Raw genomic sequence first — 20,358 nt, forward strand, 5'->3', positions numbered from 1 at the left:
ACTTCCTGATTGGAGTTGCGCAGTTCTTATGACACCCCAAAACATTCTATTTGTTGACGACAGCCCTATGGTTCTGTCCCTGCTTGAACGGACCTTGACGCAAGAAGCATTCACCTTACATACCGCTCACACGCCCAAAGAAGCCTTACAAGTGCTGGAACAGCACCCGATTGATGTGGTCGTTTCCGATCTGCTCATGCCTGGTCTGGATGGTATTACCTTCCTTCGCATGATTAAGAAGGATTATCCACATATCGTACGAATCATTTTGTCTGGTCACCTGCATACGCAGTCCATTTTATCGGCGATTAATCAAGTCGGTGTGTTCCGTTTTTTGACGAAACCGCTGGAGCTGGATGATGATACGCTAAAAAAAATACTGTATGAGGCGCTTGATCAGGCCAAACTCAACCGAAACAACCTACATGCAGACCAGAACGTAGCTTCCGACCTGTCAGTTTTTATAGACAGCATTTTGAATGCACCGTACCGACCCTATGTGCTGCTGAATGAACAAGATATCGTAACTGCTGTACACATTGCACTCGCTGAGCTGTATCCTGTCGGCTGCTCACTACGTCATCCTGACGGGGAAGGTATTCAGTTAACCACGCATTCATTATATATACCGTATGAGGAGTCGGAATCTTCCGATCCCGACTTGTACACGCTGGATACACTGACCCTCAGCCATTTATCGTTACGCCTTATCCGCCTTAGCGAGATCGCCTGAGTGACGGGTGCCGCCCTTTAACACGGCGGCTACCCCAATCACAGTCAGGCATACATACATCCACAACATCCCCATCGTCAGCAAGGGGTGACGGATATAGTTTTTCAAATTCCCCCATGTATACAGCACCGGACGGAAGAAATACCAACGTTCCAGTGCCTTTCGTAATCCTCCCTCTTCAGATGACATCGTACGATCCATCACCGAAAAGTAGTAGGCTTTTTTACGTAATACATCGTGCAGATACACCTGTTTTTCATCATGGTATACCCGTGTAAATACCGCCCGGCGAATGACTCCGCCAGACTCTATATAACGCAAGGTTGGCTGTATTTCTTCAAATGCAATCTGCTCCGCATTAAATCCGCCCGTCGATTCGTAAGCGCTCATTCGCCAGAAGCGTGCGGCTTCAATGGAGCGTTTTCCCAAGGTCTCACCCGCGTTGTTAATCACATTTCGCTCAAAAACCTTTACTTTCGAAAAAAAATTGTCTGCTTCCGAATACGCCTCTTCCGGAACGACCAAGGCGCCAATATCCTGATGATCGTCAAAAAAGTCAATGCTCTGCTGAATCAGATGTTCGGCTAAAATCATATCGGAATCCAATACAAATATGTATTCGGCACCCAAGCGTTTCGCTTCCTCAACCGCCCTGACCCTAGCGACTCCCCGCTCCCCATGGGGAAGCTCCAATACCGTTACGGGTACTGAACTCCCTGCCGACAGCATACGAATCGTCTCAACGGTCCGGTCATTGGAGCCATCATCAGCAATTACAATATGCAGATCCTTGTAATTTTGCCCCATACAGCTTCGCAAACAAGGCTCTATCGTCCGTTCATTGTTGTACGTGGAGAAGAGAATGACCACTTTGTCCACTCTGTTCCGCCTCCTCTACCCAATCTTTCATCAACTGCTCAAACGCAGCAGCCGTATGATCAAAATGGAATCTTAACGCATATTGATACGCCCGCTCACGGATGGCCATGTAATCTTCGCCACCCTTCGCTGCTCTTTCCATCTGTTCAGATAATCCCCGGATGTCGCCGTGAAAGCATAGATACCCGCTTTTCCCGAAATCCGTTGCATCCACCAGACCCGGTGAATTGCTGACAATGCTGGGGGTTCCAACGGCTGCCGCTTCGGTAATCGTCAACCCCCAGCCTTCACGCAAGGAAGGAAACACCAGCGCGTGGGCACGACTCATCAGCTCCAGCTTATACTCTGCTGAAACAAATCCGTAAAAGGTAATATCGGCTTGCGATCGCCCCTGTTCATCCGGTTCTCCGTATGTCAATCCATATCGTTTCATAATCGGTAACAATTGTTCTGCCACATAGGTTTTATCGGTTTTTCCGGCAATCCATAACATAGCCTGAGGGAACTTTTCCTTGAGCTGCCCAAAGGCCTCAACGACCAGATCAATGCCTTTATATTTGACGAAGCGCCCAGCGTACATAAAGGTCGGATTAGGCTCCTTCGTTAAAAATTGTTCACGCGGCCAATGATCAAACTCAATGCCTTCCGGTAAAAGATGGACACGTTCCGGGTGAAAGCCCAGCTTAAGTAGATCATATCGAGTAGACGGAGATACCGTAAGCGTCCGATCCTTACGAGCCAGCTTAAGCATCAAAGGCTCCATATGAAACCCAATAACATTTAGCGGGAATTTGGCGTTCTCAAACCATATTTCCCTTGTTAGCTGATGTATGAAAAAAATCCGCTTGGATGCCTCCACCCAAAACCGGGTAAAGAATTGATGCGTATTTGCCTGGTTAATCACATAATCGATCTTCCCTCGATGACGACGGTAATAGCGCATCGCATAATAAATAACACTGTATATGTTCCCTTTTCGAATATACGTAATACCGTCAATAACTTCATGCTCAGGCATCCCCTCAAATTGGGGTGAAAAATGAATGAACTGGAAGCGGCCTTGCTGTGAGCGTTTAAGCATTTCGTGGGTGAAAATTTCTGCTCCCCCACTTTTAGGTGAACGAATGTCACGCCAGGAAAGCAATAGAACTACGGTTTTACCGTCCTGTTCATGTATGGTATTCATGGGGTAAATCCCCCTTTATCTTTATTTTGAACAAATGCACATAGGCGTCTATCACAAAGTAGAGAGCCATAGCCCCGTAAACTATGAACTCAGATAGCAAAAAATCTACCGGATCTGTGTGGGCAATATGAAAGGCTACTAATAAAGCCGCGGCTCCTGCCATCAGACTGAACATAAATTTGCGTCTGCCCACCAATACATGCACATGCACAAAAAACAGCACGATGGAAAATAGCCAGTACACCCATCCTCCCCATGGAATATAGGCCTCGGCCGATTGGTAAGAGGCTCCGAATAATATGGGAATAGAGGAAGGGAACACAAAGGTCGTGCCCACATATACACAGATTGCAGCTATAGCCATTAAACCGGCATAGACGGCAATCAACTTGCCCAAAGCTTGGCGGTCATGCCCCTGCGCACCGATCTTTGGAATAAAGGCAGCAATTAGGCTATACGAAACGTAATAGACCAACTGGCTGTACTTCAGCGCAATGGCATAGCTGCTAGCCTGCTCGGGAAAGTAATGCTGTACATACAACATGTCGATGGAGATACAAAACAAAATGAATAAATTCGTCATAAGGCTATCGGTGAAATCCTGGCCCAATGATTTCCATAGCCCAGAAGGGATATGTTCTCCACTGTATGTGAATAAGGACAAGCCACGAGCTGAAACGATCCAACCGTGGAGCAGCGACAGCAACATTCCTCCACAGCTCGCTAACAGTAGGGCTTCCAGCTTTAACCCCAGTGCAGCTAGAACAAAAAATAGGCTCAGCTTCCCTAATACCTCAATGTAATAGTTCACATTGAGCGCCAACATGCGTTCCCTGCCCTGTAAATCTCCGCGGCACGAACTCACAAGAATATGCAGTCCGATCAAGCCATACAGCATGAACAGCGGGCCGGATTCGACGCCTAATAGCGAACGCAGTAACGGATGAAAGATGAGTAAAATGACCATGGCAAGCACGGTTAGCACCAGAGGTGCTTTTAGTAATAGAGAACCGAGTGGTAAGCTTCGTAGCGCAAGCTTTTGGTCTCCCTTAGAGACCAGTTTGGCGGTTAATAGCTGGATGGATAAACCCAAAACGGATAAAAGTGCAAAAAGTGCCAGCAGCGCATTCGCCTGGCCATAAGCTTGTCCCGTAAGATACCAACTCGCTGCAATGTGGAAGAAAAAATTAAATCCGTTAAGCAGCACGTTAAAGAGAGGGAACATCAACGATCGCAATCGGTTGTTCACGTTGTTATCTCACCCGCCGATCCAGTCGCCAAATATCAATGATGGAGCGTAAAAAACGAATAGAATCCTTCCAGACATGGATGTGCGATCCATCGCGGTCAATACATTTGACGGGTAATTGCAGCACACGAAGCTGGAGTCGCTTGGCAATAAACATCATCTCTAGATCCAGCGCCAGTCCGAGCTGTTCCTTTAAATGCGGAAACATCCGTTTCACTGCAACCGAACTCATCACTTTAAGCCCAGTCTGCGAATCCACCACACCTGTTGGTAAAAAAGGACGTGAAATGACCCGTTTACCAAAGCTGACAACAGATCGCAATAAAGATCGATTCTCGGCGGTCATATCCTTGGTTCCAATCACGACATCATAATAGCCCTGCTGAACAACATTAATCATTCTGGCAATATCCTCAATAAAAAAGGAATCGTCCGCGTCCACAAATACGTAGTAATCCGCACCAATGGTCCGCATCCCTTCCAGATAGGTCCCTGCCTTACGTGTATTGCGTCCCAATTCCCTTGTTTGAAGCAGCGGGCTAAGATTCTGATTAATCCGGTTTACGGACAAGTCCGTTGCTGCCTCCAGCGCTTTAATCAAGGCATTGGTACCATCGTGGCTGCCATCATCAATGAGATAAATCGAACCTTCAATAATATGGCTGCGGATAAAGGCCTGCAGTCGTTCAGCAAAGGTTTTGACATGAACAAAACGTTGCTCTTCGTTATATACAGACAAGATAAATGCAATATGTTGGCTTTTGGTCGAATACTCGGGATAGAGCAAGCTTTGTATTTCCGAAAGCATTTCTTCGGTGTCATTGGCTTGCCAAAATAGCAGGCGCAAACGGCCTACTCCGGTGATTTGCACCATATGCTGATCACTGAACGGAATTGTTACATCCGTCACCAGTAACAATGGCATTTGCGGAAATTGGCTACGGATCTGATTGGCTTTCTGCACCGCCTGCCCCGGCTCCCTATAATCAATCAGGCAACAACATGCGTTCTCGTAGACTGAAGCTGCCTCCGTGTCCTCGCACTGTATATATTGGTAAAAACAAATCACATTGGGATAATCAATAGCCCTGTCGTTATCGCTAAAAATGGCTATAGGTCCCTGCACACAAACCTCTCCTTTTCCTCCGAATAGTTCTATTTTGTTGAAAAAGAATTAAGAATGTTTGCTTATAGGAGTTAAATTAATGTCCAAATACTTCATATTTCCTTAACAAAATAGCTGACACTCCATGATATATAAGGATATAAGAGAAAAAAAACTGATTTTCATATTTAATAAAAACAGAGTATTTAGACCTGATTCATTAGAACCAAAACCATCAGAATTAGGTAGCGCATCTATATCGAAAATTAGTTCTTTTAGATCAACAGAAGGAAATATATATGGTTATTTTGTCATAGATAAATAGAAGAATAAAACAGATTTGCACGTCCATACTATGGACAACATGTCATCTTGAGGATTTTGCAAAAATCCGATAAGCGACTTTCAATGAACAAGATATAGATCGAAATGGTTTAGTTCGTCTATATCTTGCACTTCGGAGCGACTGGAATCGAATTTTGTGAAATCCTTTCGTTATGAAAATGAAGAGAAGGAAGGTCTTTCTATGGAAGCATTTTATGTCAATCGCGATGGGTCATTATCTACTCCATTACGGGGAAAGGATGTGTTGGCAAATCCTCTTTTGAACAAAGGTGTCGCTTTTACAGAAGAAGAACGCAAAGATCTGGGTTTGGAAGGAATCCTTCCTCCAACCGTCCTTTCATTGGAGAAACAGAGCGTACGTGCATATCAGCAGTTTCTCGCACAACCCACCATGCTGCGTAAAAATGCTTCTCTCAACGACCTTCACAATCGAAATGTCGTACTCTACTACCGGCTGCTAACCGATCATTTGAGTGAAATGCTGCCCGTAGTCTACACGCCGACCGTAGGAACCGCGATTCAAGAGTATAGTCACGAGTACAACCGCCCTGGAGGCGTATATTTGTCGATAGATAACCCGAATGGCATCGGACAAGCATTCTATAACTCTGGATTAAGCGGCGAGGATGTGGATCTGATCGTCGTGACAGATTCCGAAAGTATTTTGGGGATTGGTGACTGGGGCGTCGGGGGGATTAACATTGCGATTGGCAAGCTTGCAGTGTATACGGCTGCGGCAGGCATTCATCCCGGGCGGGTGCTGCCAATTGTACTGGATGTGGGCACGAATAATGAAAAGCTGCTGAATGATCCACTGTACATCGGAAACCGCCATAAACGGGTTCGCGGAGAAGCCTATAACCAGTTTATTGATACTTTTATCAGCAAAACGTTAGCGCAATTCCCGAAGGCGCTTTTACATTGGGAAGATGTGGGTAGCGTAAATGCGCGCCATATTATAGGAAAATACGGTCAAAGCATTCTCACCTTCAACGATGATATACAAGGTACAGGAGCGGTGACCCTGGCTGCGATTCTTTCGGCGGTGGGTGTCACCAAGACTCCGCTGCGTGAACAAAAAATACTTGTTTTCGGCCCAGGGGCTGCAGGGATCGGTAACGCTGACCAAATTCGGGGCGCTATGATCGAGGATGGCCTTTCCGCAGATGATTCATTCAAGTCCTTTTGGGCCTTTGATTATCGTGGGCTGTTAACGGAAGATATGGAAGACGTATTGGAGTATCAGAAACCGTATGTGCGCAAAAAGGATGAAGTCAGCTCATGGACCCGGTCGGGTGACGGCAAAATACCGCTACTGGAGGTCATCCGTCAGGTGAAGCCTACGATATTGATTGGAACTTCCGGTGTAGCAGGTGCCTTTTCTGAAGAAATCATCAAGGAGATGGCGAAGCATGTAGAACGCCCGATCATTATGCCCATGTCCAATCCTACAAACCTTGCAGAAGCAGTACCCGAGGATTTGATCCGGTGGACAGATGGCAGAGCACTGATCGCAACCGGAAGTCCTTTTGAGCCCGTCACCTATAACGATACAAATTTTGAGATTGGACAGGCGAACAATGCCTTTGTTTTTCCGGGACTGGGTCTAGGTGCGATTGTGGTTAAAGCCAAAAGGATTACCCCTGCGATGTTTACAGCCGCAGCAGTTGCTGTTGCCAATGGTGTAGATTCGAATACGCCTGGCGGTGCGCTACTCCCTCATATCCGAAAATTACGCGAAGTTTCGTACGCTGTTGCGGTTGCGGTTGCAAATGCCGCGATTCAGGATCAGGTAGCTCAGGCGCACATTTCAGATGTGGAACAAGCTATACGAGATGCAATGTGGAAACCGGAATATGCCAAGGTCAAAGCCGTGGAAAGTGTAATTCATCACCCTCACTAAGCCCCAAAAACCTAACTAGAGGAAATTTAATATTTTGCACACTATGTTTGACATAGCGTATGAACGTATGTACAGTAATAGTCAAAAGAATAGAAGTCCACTAGGGGAGCCAATATGGCTGAGACAAGAATGTATCTTGGACCCTTTGAACCTGATCTAGTTCGTACTAGCGTAGGAAAGTGGAGCCTTCGTATATAAGGTTTCAAGCGTTTTTTGCGCATTGGGCCTATGTTGAAGCCGCTCCATTTTTCCGGGGCGGCTTTTTAGCGTTGTTTCGGAATTGTATCCTTACAGGACTTCTTGCTCTTCAATTAATGGAGGTGGGGAAATTGAGTTTTACACAAGAACTCCGTCGGCAGGCGGACGGCATTTTTCAAGCGATTTTTGAGCATCCCTTTGTGAGAGGTATTGCTGAAGGAAGTTTGACAAGGGGACAGCTGATTCACTATGTAAAACAGGACTTTGAATATTTGAACGCCTACATGCGGATATACGGCATCGCAATCTCCAAATGCACGAATCGGGAGGACATGGCAGTATTTAATGAACAAATCTCTTTTATTCTCCACAGCGAGGTTCATCCGCATCAAAATTTCTGTGCTGTCGCAGGGGTGACCTATGAAGAGTTGCAGGGATATCCACTCGCTCCTTCGGCCCATCACTATATCCGTCACATGCTGACGATCGCGCATGAGGGCAGTTTGCGCGAGATCTTGGCTGTGCTGCTGCCATGTATGTGGACGTATGCCGAGATTGGCCGCAGGCTGCTGGATGAAGTAAAGCCGGATGAGTCTCATCCGTTCTATGAATGGATGGGCTTCTATGGAGACCAGCTTGATGATACAACACTCAAGTTCCGAGAACGTGTAGATGCTTGGGCAGAAGGCGCAACGGCTGCTGAGCGAGAGCGGATGATTGAGCATTTTGTACTGAGTTGCCAGCTGGAATATAAGTTCTGGGACATGGCTTATAACCAGGAAGAATGGCCGGTCCAGATGCAGGCAGCGGTCTTAGAATAGTCATCCTGGCGATTCGATGCGTGAAGTACGGTTAATGCCATGTTGAACCACCAACTATAGAGAGGATAATCATTATGAGTACATGGGAAAAAAGTTATTCAGCTCTCCTGACGAAGGTACAAAACAGCAAACCCCTCGTTCACAATATGACCAATGTGGTAGTCACTAACTTTACGGCCAACGGCCTGTATGCATTGGGCGCCTCCCCAGTGATGGCCTATGCACCCGAGGAAGTAGCAGATATGGCAAAAATAGCGGGAGCCGTCGTGTTAAACATCGGTACGCTGCACCGCGAACTGGTGGATGCCATGATCATTGCTGGACAATCGGCGAATGCACACGGTGTTCCGGTCCTGCTAGATCCGGTCGGTGCGGGAGCAACGAGCTTTAGAACTGAGTCGGCACTGCGAATCCTGAGAGAAGTCAAAATCTCATTGGTGCGGGGCAATGCAGCCGAAGTCGCGCATCTTGTTGGAGAAGCGCGTGAGATTAAAGGCGTAGATGCTGGTGACAGTGCTGACAGCGGCAATGTCGATCTGGCAATTCGGGCTGCTCAAACGCTCAATTCAATGGTTGTCATCACTGGAAAAGAGGACGTCATCACCGATGGGGCCGAAGCACGAATGATTAGCGGCGGAGACGCGCTGCTCACGAAGGTAACCGGAGCAGGCTGCCTGCTGACCTCTGTGTTAGGTGCTTTTGCAGCTGTTGAACCCAACCTGCTGCTCGCAGGTACAGCAGGCTTGGCATTTTACGGTGCAGCAGCTTCCCGAGCCGCAGCACGTACCGCAGAGCTGGGGCCCGGCAGCTTCCAGATTGCCTTTCTCGACGAGCTCGCCAAACTACATACAGGTTCGCTGGAGGGGCATGTCACTGTCCGTGAAGCAGGAACAACCACAGCAGGTGGTGCGCGATGACAGACGTTCGTGTACCCAGAGCACTGACGATTGCCGGTTCGGACAGTGGCGGCGGGGCCGGAATTCAAGCCGATCTCAAAACCTTTCAAGAACTTGGCGTGTACGGCATGTCGGCTATTACGGCCATTACCGTACAGAATACCTTAGGGGTTCACGGCGTATATCCGCTGCCACAGGAAGCAACAGCGGAACAGATCGAAGCTGTAGGATTAGACCTTGGAGTAGATGCCCTAAAGACTGGCATGCTGTTTAATGCGGGTATCATCCGTCTTGTGAGCAAGCAGATCCGAAAGTTCGGCTGGAAAAAGGTCGTCGTCGATCCCGTGATGATTGCCAAGGGAGGTGCTGAACTGCTGCAGTTGGAAGCGGTGCAGGCTTTGAAGGACGACCTGTTTCCCTTGGCCCTAGTCGTTACACCGAATATCCCGGAGGCAGAAGCCCTGACAGGGATCAGCATCCGTACGATGGAGGATCGCCGCGAGGCTGCGAGACATATTAGCAGTATGGGACCAAAATTCGTTGTGATCAAGGGCGGCCACGCTGACGAGAGCGAGAGCAGCGGACAGATTGTTGACCTGCTCTTTGACGGAACCGCCTTTACAGAGCTGAGCGGCAAGCGGGTACGGACTGTCCATACACACGGAACAGGATGTACCTTCTCGGCAGCGATAACTGCTGAATTAGGGAAAGGAATGTCTGTACTGGAAGCTATCTCGAATGGTAGAGCCTTCATCCAGGCGGCGATTGAGGATACTTTACACCTTGGACAGGGACATGGCCCAACCAATCATTGGGCCTACCGCCGTCGTCAGGAGGTACTCCGATGAGCAGCAGAATATTGCCAGAGGTGGTGCGCCGCCAGCTACAGATGTACCTGGTGCTTGGAAGCGTGAACTGCCTCGCTGAACCAAGTTGGGTCGTGCAAGAGGCTGTGGCTGGCGGCGCAACCATGGTCCAGTTTCGAGAAAAGGGCCACGGCGCGTTAACGGGCGTTCCTATGTTCGAACTTGCGCGCCAGCTACAGGAACTGTGCCGCCACGCTGGTGTCCCCTTCATCATCAATGACGACGTGGAGCTGGCTCTTGAACTCGACGCCGACGGCGTTCACATCGGTCAGGACGATGAATCCGCCGAATCCGTCCGCGAGCGAATCGGAAATCGAATTCTAGGCGTCTCTGCCCATACCATTGAGGAAGCACGTCGTGCCATCCTGCAAGGTGCGGATTATCTCGGCGTCGGGCCAATCTATCCCACCATCTCGAAAGATGATGTCCATGCCGTACAGGGACCGGCAATTATATATGAGATGCGTAAAGCGGGAATTGATGTGCCGATTGTTGGGATCGGAGGTATTACAGTGGACCGTATTGAGGAAGTCGCACGTGCAGGTGCAGATGGTGTGGCGGTGATTTCAGCCGTGACACAGTCAGAACAGGTTAGAGGTGCGGTCAAGGAATTAAAGAAAAATATGGTCTCATTTCTCAATGATCCGATCTACATGTTTGATAAAGATTCAACAGATCATCCAGCTTTTTAGATTGTTCTATTACTTTGGGATGTGTTAAAAATCCATACTTTTTCTGGACCTGGTACAGTTTCTTCCTAGCTCGTTCGACACAAAGTAAAGTCACACCTTGGTTCATCAGCATGATCCCTCCTATATGTCATATTTTATGACAAAAAGACGTTTTTTGGATTCTCAAATGATGCGCCTAACAAAAAAAGAACATCCCAAAAGTTTGCATAAACAAAGATGCCCCTAAATCCACATAAAAAAGCCTCCGTTTCCACTAATTAAGTGGAACAGAGGCCCTTTGCATAAAAAGATCCAATGAATATAGAGCATACCAATCAAATCTGACTTAGAGATTTACCTTATGTTGTTTGATCTCTAATAGCCGCTGAACTCCCCAAACTTGAACTAGTCGGTGAGAGTTGTCTTTGTTTCTAGCCGTTTAAGCACCTCCAATTTGTACGTGAGGCGTTATTCTTTGATTTTGGTTATGCGACTGAACAGGCATTGCTAAAATAAACAAGAAGCTAGCAGCGATGATCAGCAGAATCATTTTTTTCAACATTGTCTAACCACACCTTTTCTAATAGTTTGAAATACTCTTCCCTTGTTTCGGGAAGCGCGTGTGCTTGGAAATGTGCAAAAAGCCCCGTACAGTTTATAAAATAAGTCTCATTATTTAGTATGTGGGCTTTTACCAATGCATATATTAAGTGTTTAAAGCCATCATTGTACATTCCCCGTCTTAAATAGTAATAAGCCAGTTCGTAACCAAACCATGCAAAATAATCTGGCATCACTTGTTGGGTGTACATATCAGCAGATTGTGATAGCAGAGCAAAAGAATTAATCTCCACTTCAAAACGTGAAAGGACATCATTGATATCTATTGCATATCGGTTAGCAGCAATCATAACGTTCAGCAACTTGGATAGCTTTTCATTCTCGGTAGTGATTGATGTGGATGCAATATATTCAACATAATGAGGAAGCACATTGGTATCTCCAGATAGGAGCCTATTTACAAAAATATTACCTTCTGCCCAATGCTTGAACAAGTTGACCCAGTGTTGGGTTTCCTGGTCTGTCTCGATCACCCAATCTAAATCAGAGTAGGCATTTGTAAATTGTAGTGCTTGCTGATAATCGCCTTGCGCTTCACAGACACTCGCACACAGTAAATCAGCATAGGTAATGTACACAAACATCGGGCGACTCAGCCTCTGTTCAGACTCCTCCCACTCTCGCTTTTTCTGTTGATGTTTCAAAGAATATTGGATCTCCGCTTTGGCTCTCATTTTTCGAGCAGTTGCATCGAGCTTGTCCCATTCACGCAGAGAACGATACACATTCGCCAAATCTTTTAACGCATCAAGTTGATCTATTTCATTCAGACGCTCGACAAAGGGTTCAAATCGTGTAGCCGCCTTGAGATTTCGGATCTGATTGTTCCCCACCTGAATGGTAAATAGACGATACTGACAGATAGCCAAGCGTTCAGAGTGCTGGTACTTCTCGCCTTCCGCAATCCCTTCGTAGAGCAACAATGCAGCATTGTGCTGACCTTGTGCGAATAATTTTTCTGCTGCATCAAATAACTTTGGGGAATATAGAAGATTGTCCATAATATGTCCCACTACAAGCTGGATAGCATCCAACTTGTCCAGTTCCGCACAGCGAAACAACAACGGCTCAATTCGCCTCCAATCCGGGGAACGCTCAATGATGTAGTTATCTATGTATAGTTCGTAAAAAAAACCTTCTGGTAGTCCCATAGCCCAAGTGATTCGATCTAGCTGATGTATCGCAACAGGACGATGCTTGGCAATCCAATTATTAAGTGTTCTTTGATGAACACCTGAATGTTCGGCAAATTGTGCCAGCGTCAAATTATTTTCCCCTAAATAATCCTCTAACTTCGCCAAAATCGTAGGTGTATGTCCCAAGTCATAACCACCCTTCATACAAAAAATCCAAATTTTATACTTTCACCTCAAATTATTCACCAATTATTAACATGTGTCAACATTTTTCTTCCATTATTCCTACTATATAAACTTGAATATGGTAATTAATAACCACTAACAAGAAGTCCCTTTTGGAATCAGGTGGTCGCTCGCTCTACTAATTTGAATTCCAGATGATGTATCGTTTCATCTTGCCCTTCAAGGGCATTGCAAATCATAATGAACGCATTCTCCGCTTGCTTGTCTATCGGGTAATGAATCGTAGTTAAATCAAGCAAATGCGATATTTCAGTATTATCAAAGCCTACTACTGCAAAATCGCTTGGTACAGAAACACCAAGTCTCCGTGCTTCAGTCAAAAGACCTGCTGCCAAATAATCGGTAGAACAGGCAAAGGCATCCGGTCTATTTGTTTGTTCTCGTACTGCCCACCAATGAGCTATTTGTTCACCAGCTTCTATTGAATTTAAATCATAAAAATGCGGGAAGGCCTCAGCATCCAAATCGTATTTTTCGCAAAAGTCATGATAAGCTCGAATGCGTTCCTTTGTATTCAACCCCCGCATGCTGCCGTACACATTCACAATTTTCCGATATCCTCGGGCGTACAAATGTTCCAACGCCAGCGTATAGCCCTGATACTGATCCATAAATACAGACGGGATTGCCTCAATGTTTACACGCTGCCAGGTCACAATCGGACCATATTTTGTATAATGCTCAATCACACTCCACTCATTAACACGAATCATACAGACCAAGGCGTCCAGTTGCTTTCTCCGCAACATTTCCAGCGCTTCAAGTTCTCGCCCCTTCTCCCCATTCGTAATAAACAGCGCTATATTAAAGCCATGCTCCTGGGCATACATTGTAAATCCACGCACAAATAAACCCAATGAGTCATTAAAAGAAAGTGAAATAATCCCTATAAGCTTGGTCATGCCTTTTTTTAAAGATACCGCATTTAAATTAGGGACATAATCCAGTCGGTCTATGACCTCCTGCACACGCTGTCTTGTCGGTTCACTTACGTACGGATGGTTGTTGATGACACGGGACACCGTAGCCGAGGATACACCTGCCAGCTTTGCAATTTCATGAATATTCGCCATTTTTCTCACCTCGTTCTTCCTATTTTAGCATGTTCGTGTTTAGCATGTTCGTAGTGCCCGCCCTATAATTGTCACCTTCCCAAAATAAGTTTTATAAAAGCGCTTGACCTGTAATGCATTACAGGGATTACAGTGAATTTGTGCTTAAGAAAGCGGTTAAAAAACATACTTAGGAGGCACTAACCATGAAAAAAGGCATAAAGATTGCAACCATTGGCGGAGGTTCCAGCTATACACCAGAATTAGTAGAAGGCTTCATCAAACGTTATGCAGAGCTTCCCATTCGGGAATTGTGGCTGGTAGATATTGAGGCAGGACGTGAAAAACTGGAGATCGTAGGCGCCATGGCCAAACGGATGGTGAAGGCCGCAGGCATTGATTGTGAGGTACATTTGACACTGGATCGTCGGGAAGCGTTGAAGGACGCCGATTTTGTAACGACCCAATTCCGGGTAGGCTTGCTGGAAGCCCGGATTAAGGATGAAAGTATTCCGTTAAAACATGGCATGATCGGTCAGGAGACCAATGGTGCCGGAGGAATGTTCAAAGCGTTTCGCACCATACCCGTTATCCTCAGTATCGTCGAAGATATGAAAGAACTGTGTCCGAATGCATGGTTGATTAATTTTACTAACCCTGCGGGTATGGTCACCGAAGCTGTGCTTCGTTATGGTCAGTGGGATAAAGTCATCGGATTATGTAATGTTCCAATCGGCGCGATCAAGAGTGCATCGGCTGTGCTGGACAAACCAGAAGAAGAGCTGTTCTTTAAATTTGCAGGGATTAACCACCTTCATTGGCACAAAGTTTATGACAAAACAGGAGCCGAATTAACAGAGCAAGTCATTGAAGGACTGTACGCTCCGGGCGCAAAGCCAGAGAAAGTCGTTGAAAATATTAAGAACATGCGCTTCCTGTATGATCAAGTTCGTCAATTGAAAATGCTGCCTTGTCCTTACCATCGGTATTACTATATGACGGATAACATGCTCAAGGAAGAATTAGAGGAAGCCAAAAACGAAGGAACTCGGGGCCAAGTGGTCAAACGTCTGGAAGAAAGTCTGTTTGAATTGTATAAAGATCCGAATCTGGATTACAAACCAGAGGAATTATCCAAACGCGGCGGTGCGCATTACAGCGATGCAGCCTGTGAGATCATTAATTCCATTTATAACAACAAAGGCACATTGATGGTGGTTAGTACACGTAACAATGGTGCGATTGATGATGTTCCTTATGATAGCGCCATCGAAGTGACCAGTGTCATTCGCGCCCATGGTGCCGAACCTGTCAACTTTGGCAAATTCCCACCTGCACAGCGAGGCTTGCTGCAAGTGATGAAGGCAATGGAAGAGCTGACGATTGAAGCGGCGGTCACCGGTGACTATGCAACAGCACTGCAAGCCTTCACCCTGAATCCGCTCGTACCAAGCGGGGACATTGCTCAAACCGTACTGGATGAATTGCTAGAAGCACACAAAGAGCATCTACCTCAATTCTTTGCTCATAAGGAGAAGGCGACGGTATAAAGCTAGCAGCAATCATCCTGCTGGAACACAAAAAAGCTTCCTACATGTAGGAAGCTTTTTGCTATACGTCCCAGGAGGGATTCGAACCCCCGACCGACGGCTTAGAAGGCCGTTGCTCTATCCAGCTGAGCTACTGGGACAAGATGGCGATCAATAAAACCTTATGTATTCAGCGCATTGATTATTATATCACATTTCGGGCAACTGTCAAAAGCATTTTTTTATGATATAGGGAAGCTGGCTGCAAAAGGAATCATTTGGACGCTAACGGGGTATTATGTACAAAGAACCATGCATAAAGGAGGGGTTAATCCGTGAAAGGTCTTTTGTCGTCACTTTGTTATTTCAGCATTTTCTTCGCACCTTTTCTAGTGCCTGTCATTGTGTGGATTGCAGTACGGGACGAATATGTTCAGGGACATGCAAAAAAGGCTATTTTATCGCATATTTTCCCCATTATTGCGGCAATTCCGCTCGTGTATTTTATTATTACGGCGAATCATACAGGTTCAGTGATCGGGTTTGTACTGCTATTCGTAGTGGTCTATCTCGGGGTTTTTGTTTATAACATCTACAAAGGGATTATGACGCTGCGTGAAGCGGCTTAGTTCAAAAAGAAGCCTCCTGCATTCCGCAAATTTGGCGGGATACGGAGGCTTCTTTAGGGTCATTTTTGATGAGTTGCTGTTGCTATTTAGTTCAATGGCTCTTATTTATTCCCAAAGCGTTTAGGACTTCTTCGTACTTCATGTCTTACGTTTTTCTCCAGCACTTCTTCCGCGAACTCATTGTTATGAATATAACTGCTGCCTTTATTTTTCTTATACTTCGCTTTGCCGTCTATGATTTCCCCCTCCTTTCACGCTGATCCGGCGATGGCGCCGGGGCCCAAATCAACAAAAGTCGAGGCATAGCACACCATATCCTCATGCCCCGAACTCCTTGGCGAACTCTGTGCTGAGCTGCCCATAGGAGAGCAATTCTTTTTTAAACTTCTCTCGCTCCTCACCAGCAGTAATGTGTGTAGAGTCGGTAAAAGCCTTGTCTGTCACTTCCTCAAATGCCGAATGCAGATTATTGTCGTACCAATCCAGCTCCAGATCGGCGTCATTGCGGATGATCCGTACCATGTCATAGTCATACTGACCATCCGTCTGATCCTTGGCCGTGATATAGACCAGCAATTCCGGGTCATCTGCGGCACCGGGCCGCACCTCTACCTCAGCGCAGCGCACTCCGTCAAGTTCAGTGAAGCGGCGTATTTTGGCATCCTTGATGTAGTACATGGTCTCCCTCCTTCCTTGCGAGTAGACGGGTTTCCCCATCTGTAGTTTTCGGAACGGACAGACATTTTATGCTTCTTTTCGGCATATATACTGATGAACTGGGGATTTAGTTTTTGATTCATTCCAACACTGGATGAACACGACAAAGAGAGGATGAACAGACATGTGCGGAATTACAGGTTTCATACAGTGGAACGGAGACTTAATGCATCAATCTGAGCTGCTGCTGAATATGACACAAACGCTCTCCGATCGCGGACCGGATGCTGCGGGTACCTGGATATCCAACCCGTGTGCCTTCGGACACCGAAGACTGAGCGTAATGGACCCGGAAAATGGCGCTCAGCCCATGATCCGGCAGCTTGAGGATATCACTTATACGATTGTATATAACGGGGAAATATATAACGCGCCTGAGCTGAAAAAAGAGCTGCAACAGCGCGGGCATTTTTTCCGTACACAATGCGACACGGAGGTGCTGCTCGAATCCTATATCGAATGGGGCCCTGAATGTGTGGATCGGTTAAACGGAATTTTTGCGTTTGCGGTCTGGGATAGTGAGCGGGAGCAGGTATTTCTGGCACGGGATCGACTGGGAGTGAAGCCGTTATTTTATAGCCAGACCGAAGAAGTGTTCGTATTTGGCTCAGAACCCAAAGCACTGCTTCAGCATCCAGCAGTAGAAGCAGCAGTGGACGCCGAGGGATTGGCCGAAATTTTTATCATCGGACCTGCGCGTACCCCCGGACATGGTGTCTATTCGTCCATGAAGGAGCTACGCCCCGGGCATACGCTAACCTACAGCCGCGACGGCGTGCGCATTCAAGCTTACTGGACACTGGAAAGCATTGCACATGAGGATAACACCGAAGAAACGGCACTTAAGGTACGAGAACTGCTGCTGGATACGGTGGAGCGGCAGCTCATTTCGGATGTTCCAGTGTGCACCTTATTGTCTGGCGGGCTGGATTCAAGCGCTCTCTCCGCATTAGCTGTCGATTATTACAAACGTACCGGGCAGGGACAAGTTCATACGTATTCGGTCGATTATGTGGATAACGACAAGCATTTTAAAGCCCATGCGTTTCAACCCGGAGCCGATGCCCCCTGGATTCAGCGGATGGTGGATGAATTAGGGACAAATCATCACTGGATTGAATTCGATACGCCAGAAGTCGTAGCAGCTCTGAACAACTCCACACTAACGCGGGATTTACCCGGAATGGCGGACGTGGATTCGTCGCTATATCTCTTTTGCCGGGAGATTAAAAAAGGAGCTACGGTCGCTATTTCCGGTGAGGCTGCGGATGAAGTTTTTGGCGGATATCCATGGTTCCACCGGGAGGATATGCTGAATTCGGGCACATTTCCGTGGGCAGTTGCACCCGATATGAGAGCCAGTCTGTTGTCTCCCGAGGTACGGGACTGGATCAAGCCGCTGGAGTATTTGAACGATCGCTACTCAGAAGCGGTAGGAGAAGTGCCGAAGCTACCAGGGGAAACAGGAAAAGCTGCGCAAATGCGCGTCATGTCCTATTTGAACATCACCCGCTTTATGCCTACTCTACTGGACCGTAAGGATCGGATGAGTATGGGAGCCGGACTCGAAGTGCGGGTGCCATATTGCGATCATCGACTGGTACAATATGTATGGAACATTCCGTGGAGTATCAAGATGACAGGCGGACGTGAAAAAGGTATTTTGCGCAAGGCGCTGGAGGGCGTATTACCGGATGATGTGCTGTATCGCAAAAAAAGCCCATATCCCAAAACGCATAACCCTTCCTATCTTGAGGCTGTGAAAAAGCAAGCGCTGCAGCTGCTGGATGATTCCTCTTCCCCACTGCTCAAGCTGATCGATGCGCAAAAGGTACGCGATATTGCCGCCTCACCGGAGGCATCCACCAATCTGCCTTGGTTTGGTCAGCTGATGTCGGGTCCCCAGTTGTTTGCCTACTTGGCTCAAGTGGATAACTGGTTGCGCACTTACAAGGTAGCTATTCGATAAGCTACACTGAATGCTGAAGCAATAGAGCTTCTAAGCGGCAGCGGCAATTTTTCGCTCTGTACTATATGGGGAACAGAAAGTACCAAAAAGGCTATCCGCAGCTCATGACTGACGGATAGCCTTTTTTTTCGTTATGTGAATGGGGGGGATGATTTCGCCCCTGTTACCAAGCTATGCCTGTGGATTACTCAGCTTTGTTGCCAAATCACGCAGAGCTATCCCTCGGTGACTGATAGCCTGCTTTTGTTCCAACGTCAGCTCGGCCATTGTCTTTTCAAACTCTGGCAAATAAAACAGCGGATCATACCCAAACCCGCCGCTGCCGGCGGTTTCAGTAGTAATCCAGCCCTCCACGGAGCCTGTCGATTCCAACGTCTCGCCAGTCTGCGGATTATATAGAATCAAGGTACAGACGAATTGAGCCGGGCTTAGCAAAGGCTGTCCCGTATCATCACCCAGCTGCTTCGATTCCAGAACGTCGAGCAGCTTAATATTGTTTTCGTGATCGCTGGCACCTTCTCCAGCATAACGGGCAGAGTATACCCCCGGCGCACCGTCCAGCAAGTCCACGCAGAGGCCGGAATCATCGGCCAGCACGGGCAATCCGAGCACATCTCCAACCGCTTTAGCTTTTTTCAGTGCATTTTCGGCAAAGGTTTTGCCATCTTCAGCGACATCAGGAATGTCGGGATAATCGTACATGCTTCTGACTTCCTTGCCAAACGGCGCAAAAGCATGCGCAAATTCCCGCACCTTTCCTTTATTTTTCGTAGCGACAATAACGACCGGGCCATCCAGCCGCATTAGGCGCCAGCTCCTGTACGTCCAGCACCGATCTTATCAGCAATCGGTCCAAGCACTTCTTTTTGGCGCTCAATCATTTGCAGAATCCCTTGTTCGCCTAAGCTAAGCAGTTGATCCAATTCGTTACGGTCAAATGGACTTTCTTCACCTGTACCTTGCAGCTCGACATATTTTCCGTTGCCAGTCATGACAAGATTCATGTCCACTTTGGCCTTGGAATCCTCTTCATAGTTCAGATCCAGCAATGCTTTTTCACCAACAACCCCTACGCTGACGGAAGCCAGGAAATCGGTAATTGGAAAAACAGGCAGCTTGTGCTGGGTGGCAATTTTATTGACCGCAATCGCCAACGCTACGAAAGAACCGGTAATTGAGGTTGTGCGTGTTCCGCCGTCCGCCTGAATGACGTCACAATCCAACGTAATCGTCCGTTCACCCAGCGCCTGCAAATTGACCACCGAACGCAACGCTCTTCCAATCAGACGCTGAATTTCCATGGTACGGCCTGTCAGCTTGCCACGCGCAGCTTCACGCTGATTACGGCTATGAGTCGCACGCGGAAGCATGGAATACTCTGCGGTCACCCAGCCTTTTCCTTGTCCCTTCATAAAGGGTGGTACGCGTTCTTCTACAGTAGCCGTGCAAATGACTTTCGTCTCGCCAACCTCTATAAAAACAGAGCCCTCCGCGTATTTATTTACTCCTGCTGTCAATTTCATCGGGCGCAGCTCATCACCGTTTCGTCCGTTAGATCTACTCATGCTTTTTCCTCCTACGTCGTATGCAACCTGTTCTTATATGTT

Annotated in this window: 19 protein-coding genes, 1 tRNA gene and 1 riboswitch; of the genes, 9 read left to right on the top strand and 11 right to left on the bottom strand. The window is 47.1% G+C overall.

Annotated features, from left to right (window positions below):
* Positions 1–28: 28 nt before the first annotated feature.
* Positions 29–733 (top strand): response regulator, encoded by a 705-nt coding sequence (locus tag KAI37_RS20130; RefSeq protein ID WP_071642616.1) that lies wholly within the window; start codon positions 29–31, stop codon positions 731–733.
* On the opposite strand, the gene KAI37_RS20135 is transcribed toward KAI37_RS20130, so the two are convergent.
* Genes KAI37_RS20135 through KAI37_RS20150 form a run of 4 tightly spaced genes read right to left on the bottom strand, consistent with a single transcriptional unit; the run spans position 701 to position 5,173 of the window.
* Entirely contained in the window at positions 701–1,612 is a 912-nt protein-coding gene (locus KAI37_RS20135; RefSeq protein WP_071642617.1) for a glycosyltransferase family 2 protein, read from the bottom strand. The two genes, KAI37_RS20130 and KAI37_RS20135, sit on opposite strands and share 33 nt — an antisense overlap.
* Positions 1,572–2,798 (bottom strand): glycosyltransferase family 4 protein, encoded by a 1,227-nt coding sequence (locus tag KAI37_RS20140; protein ID WP_071642618.1) that lies wholly within the window; start codon positions 2,796–2,798, stop codon positions 1,572–1,574. The genes KAI37_RS20135 and KAI37_RS20140 overlap by 41 nt, the downstream gene beginning before the upstream one ends.
* Positions 2,782–4,047 carry a polysaccharide biosynthesis protein gene (locus KAI37_RS20145; RefSeq protein WP_076294425.1) on the bottom strand — a complete coding sequence of 422 codons (1,266 nt, stop codon included), beginning with the start codon at positions 4,045–4,047 and terminating at the stop codon, positions 2,782–2,784. The genes KAI37_RS20140 and KAI37_RS20145 overlap by 17 nt, the downstream gene beginning before the upstream one ends.
* A gap of 4 nt (positions 4,048–4,051) precedes the next feature.
* On the bottom strand, positions 4,052–5,173 hold the full coding sequence (locus tag KAI37_RS20150; RefSeq protein WP_025720385.1) for a glycosyltransferase: 1,122 nt from the start codon (positions 5,171–5,173) through the stop codon (positions 4,052–4,054).
* 505 nt (positions 5,174–5,678) lie between these two features.
* Between KAI37_RS20150 and KAI37_RS20155 the strand changes: the two genes are divergently transcribed.
* The 5 genes from KAI37_RS20155 (at position 5,679) to thiE (ending at position 10,873) form a co-directional block, all read left to right on the top strand.
* The gene (locus tag KAI37_RS20155; RefSeq protein WP_071642620.1) at positions 5,679–7,400 is read left to right on the top strand and encodes an NAD-dependent malic enzyme; all 1,722 of its coding nucleotides are present in this window, start codon (positions 5,679–5,681) and stop codon (positions 7,398–7,400) included.
* A gap of 92 nt (positions 7,401–7,492) precedes the next feature.
* A riboswitch (TPP riboswitch) is annotated at positions 7,493–7,595 on the top strand.
* Positions 7,596–7,729: 134 nt separating this feature from the next.
* Positions 7,730–8,419: a thiaminase II gene (gene tenA / locus KAI37_RS20160; protein ID WP_220030088.1), complete on the top strand. Its 690-nt coding sequence runs from the start codon at positions 7,730–7,732 to the stop codon at positions 8,417–8,419.
* Between the two features lie 74 nt (positions 8,420–8,493).
* Positions 8,494–9,336 carry a hydroxyethylthiazole kinase gene (gene thiM / locus KAI37_RS20165; protein ID WP_199767823.1) on the top strand — a complete coding sequence of 281 codons (843 nt, stop codon included), beginning with the start codon at positions 8,494–8,496 and terminating at the stop codon, positions 9,334–9,336.
* A complete protein-coding gene (gene thiD, locus KAI37_RS20170; RefSeq protein WP_071642623.1) occupies positions 9,333–10,163 on the top strand; it encodes a bifunctional hydroxymethylpyrimidine kinase/phosphomethylpyrimidine kinase in 831 nt (276 codons plus the stop codon). The genes thiM and thiD overlap by 4 nt, the downstream gene beginning before the upstream one ends.
* The gene (gene thiE, locus KAI37_RS20175; RefSeq protein ID WP_220030089.1) at positions 10,160–10,873 is read left to right on the top strand and encodes a thiamine phosphate synthase; all 714 of its coding nucleotides are present in this window, start codon (positions 10,160–10,162) and stop codon (positions 10,871–10,873) included. The genes thiD and thiE overlap by 4 nt, the downstream gene beginning before the upstream one ends.
* Here thiE and KAI37_RS20180 read toward each other — a convergent pair.
* From KAI37_RS20180 to KAI37_RS20190, 3 genes are all read right to left on the bottom strand, one after another.
* Positions 10,818–10,985 carry an aspartyl-phosphate phosphatase Spo0E family protein gene (locus tag KAI37_RS20180; RefSeq protein ID WP_071642625.1) on the bottom strand — a complete coding sequence of 56 codons (168 nt, stop codon included), beginning with the start codon at positions 10,983–10,985 and terminating at the stop codon, positions 10,818–10,820. The genes thiE and KAI37_RS20180 overlap by 56 nt on opposite strands.
* A gap of 391 nt (positions 10,986–11,376) precedes the next feature.
* On the bottom strand, positions 11,377–12,795 hold the full coding sequence (locus KAI37_RS20185; protein ID WP_220030090.1) for a helix-turn-helix domain-containing protein: 1,419 nt from the start codon (positions 12,793–12,795) through the stop codon (positions 11,377–11,379).
* A 158-nt stretch (positions 12,796–12,953) separates the two neighbouring features.
* Positions 12,954–13,928: a LacI family DNA-binding transcriptional regulator gene (locus tag KAI37_RS20190; protein WP_220030091.1), complete on the bottom strand. Its 975-nt coding sequence runs from the start codon at positions 13,926–13,928 to the stop codon at positions 12,954–12,956.
* Between the two features lie 185 nt (positions 13,929–14,113).
* On the opposite strand from KAI37_RS20190, the gene KAI37_RS20195 reads away from it, so the two are divergent.
* Positions 14,114–15,457, top strand: coding sequence for a 6-phospho-beta-glucosidase (locus tag KAI37_RS20195; protein ID WP_013311670.1), 1,344 nt, complete (start codon positions 14,114–14,116; stop codon positions 15,455–15,457).
* A gap of 66 nt (positions 15,458–15,523) precedes the next feature.
* Here the strand turns inward: KAI37_RS20195 and KAI37_RS20200 are convergent.
* A tRNA-Arg gene (locus KAI37_RS20200) sits at positions 15,524–15,597 on the bottom strand.
* Positions 15,598–15,771: 174 nt separating this feature from the next.
* Between KAI37_RS20200 and KAI37_RS20205 the strand changes: the two genes are divergently transcribed.
* The gene (locus KAI37_RS20205) at positions 15,772–16,065 is read left to right on the top strand and encodes a magnetosome magnetite crystal formation protein family (protein WP_071642629.1); all 294 of its coding nucleotides are present in this window, start codon (positions 15,772–15,774) and stop codon (positions 16,063–16,065) included.
* Between the two features lie 318 nt (positions 16,066–16,383).
* Here the strand turns inward: KAI37_RS20205 and KAI37_RS20210 are convergent, their stop codons facing one another.
* On the bottom strand, positions 16,384–16,743 hold the full coding sequence (locus KAI37_RS20210; RefSeq protein WP_220030092.1) for a hypothetical protein: 360 nt from the start codon (positions 16,741–16,743) through the stop codon (positions 16,384–16,386).
* Positions 16,744–16,906: 163 nt separating this feature from the next.
* Between KAI37_RS20210 and asnB the strand changes: the two genes are divergently transcribed.
* Positions 16,907–18,751 carry an asparagine synthase (glutamine-hydrolyzing) gene (asnB, locus tag KAI37_RS20215; protein ID WP_029518362.1) on the top strand — a complete coding sequence of 615 codons (1,845 nt, stop codon included), beginning with the start codon at positions 16,907–16,909 and terminating at the stop codon, positions 18,749–18,751.
* A 171-nt stretch (positions 18,752–18,922) separates the two neighbouring features.
* Here asnB and KAI37_RS20220 read toward each other — a convergent pair whose 3' ends face one another.
* Both KAI37_RS20220 and rph read right to left on the bottom strand, forming a co-directional pair.
* On the bottom strand, positions 18,923–19,555 hold the full coding sequence (locus KAI37_RS20220; protein WP_220030093.1) for an XTP/dITP diphosphatase: 633 nt from the start codon (positions 19,553–19,555) through the stop codon (positions 18,923–18,925).
* Positions 19,555–20,316, bottom strand: a complete 762-nt coding sequence (gene rph, locus KAI37_RS20225; RefSeq protein ID WP_071642632.1) for a ribonuclease PH — start codon at positions 20,314–20,316, stop codon at positions 19,555–19,557. Before rph ends, KAI37_RS20220 begins: the two co-directional genes overlap by 1 nt.
* Positions 20,317–20,358: the final 42 nt, after the last annotated feature.

Source organism: Paenibacillus sp. S25, from assembly GCF_019454085.1.
Lineage (GTDB): Bacteria > Bacillota > Bacilli > Paenibacillales > Paenibacillaceae > Paenibacillus > Paenibacillus polymyxa_B.

Coding starts and splice junctions, on each gene's coding strand:
- KAI37_RS20130 (WP_071642616.1), top strand. CDS start 29: ATGACACCCCAAAACATTCTATTTGTTGACGACAGCCCTATGGTTCTG.
- KAI37_RS20140 (WP_071642618.1), bottom strand. CDS start 2,798: ATGAATACCATACATGAACAGGACGGTAAAACCGTAGTTCTATTGCTT.
- KAI37_RS20155 (WP_071642620.1), top strand. CDS start 5,679: ATGGAAGCATTTTATGTCAATCGCGATGGGTCATTATCTACTCCATTA.
- thiM (WP_199767823.1), top strand. CDS start 8,494: ATGAGTACATGGGAAAAAAGTTATTCAGCTCTCCTGACGAAGGTACAA.
- thiD (WP_071642623.1), top strand. CDS start 9,333: ATGACAGACGTTCGTGTACCCAGAGCACTGACGATTGCCGGTTCGGAC.
- thiE (WP_220030089.1), top strand. CDS start 10,160: ATGAGCAGCAGAATATTGCCAGAGGTGGTGCGCCGCCAGCTACAGATG.
- KAI37_RS20180 (WP_071642625.1), bottom strand. CDS start 10,985: ATGCTGATGAACCAAGGTGTGACTTTACTTTGTGTCGAACGAGCTAGG.
- KAI37_RS20190 (WP_220030091.1), bottom strand. CDS start 13,928: ATGGCGAATATTCATGAAATTGCAAAGCTGGCAGGTGTATCCTCGGCT.
- KAI37_RS20195 (WP_013311670.1), top strand. CDS start 14,114: ATGAAAAAAGGCATAAAGATTGCAACCATTGGCGGAGGTTCCAGCTAT.
- KAI37_RS20210 (WP_220030092.1), bottom strand. CDS start 16,743: ATGTACTACATCAAGGATGCCAAAATACGCCGCTTCACTGAACTTGAC.
- asnB (WP_029518362.1), top strand. CDS start 16,907: ATGTGCGGAATTACAGGTTTCATACAGTGGAACGGAGACTTAATGCAT.
- KAI37_RS20220 (WP_220030093.1), bottom strand. CDS start 19,555: ATGCGGCTGGATGGCCCGGTCGTTATTGTCGCTACGAAAAATAAAGGA.
- rph (WP_071642632.1), bottom strand. CDS start 20,316: ATGAGTAGATCTAACGGACGAAACGGTGATGAGCTGCGCCCGATGAAA.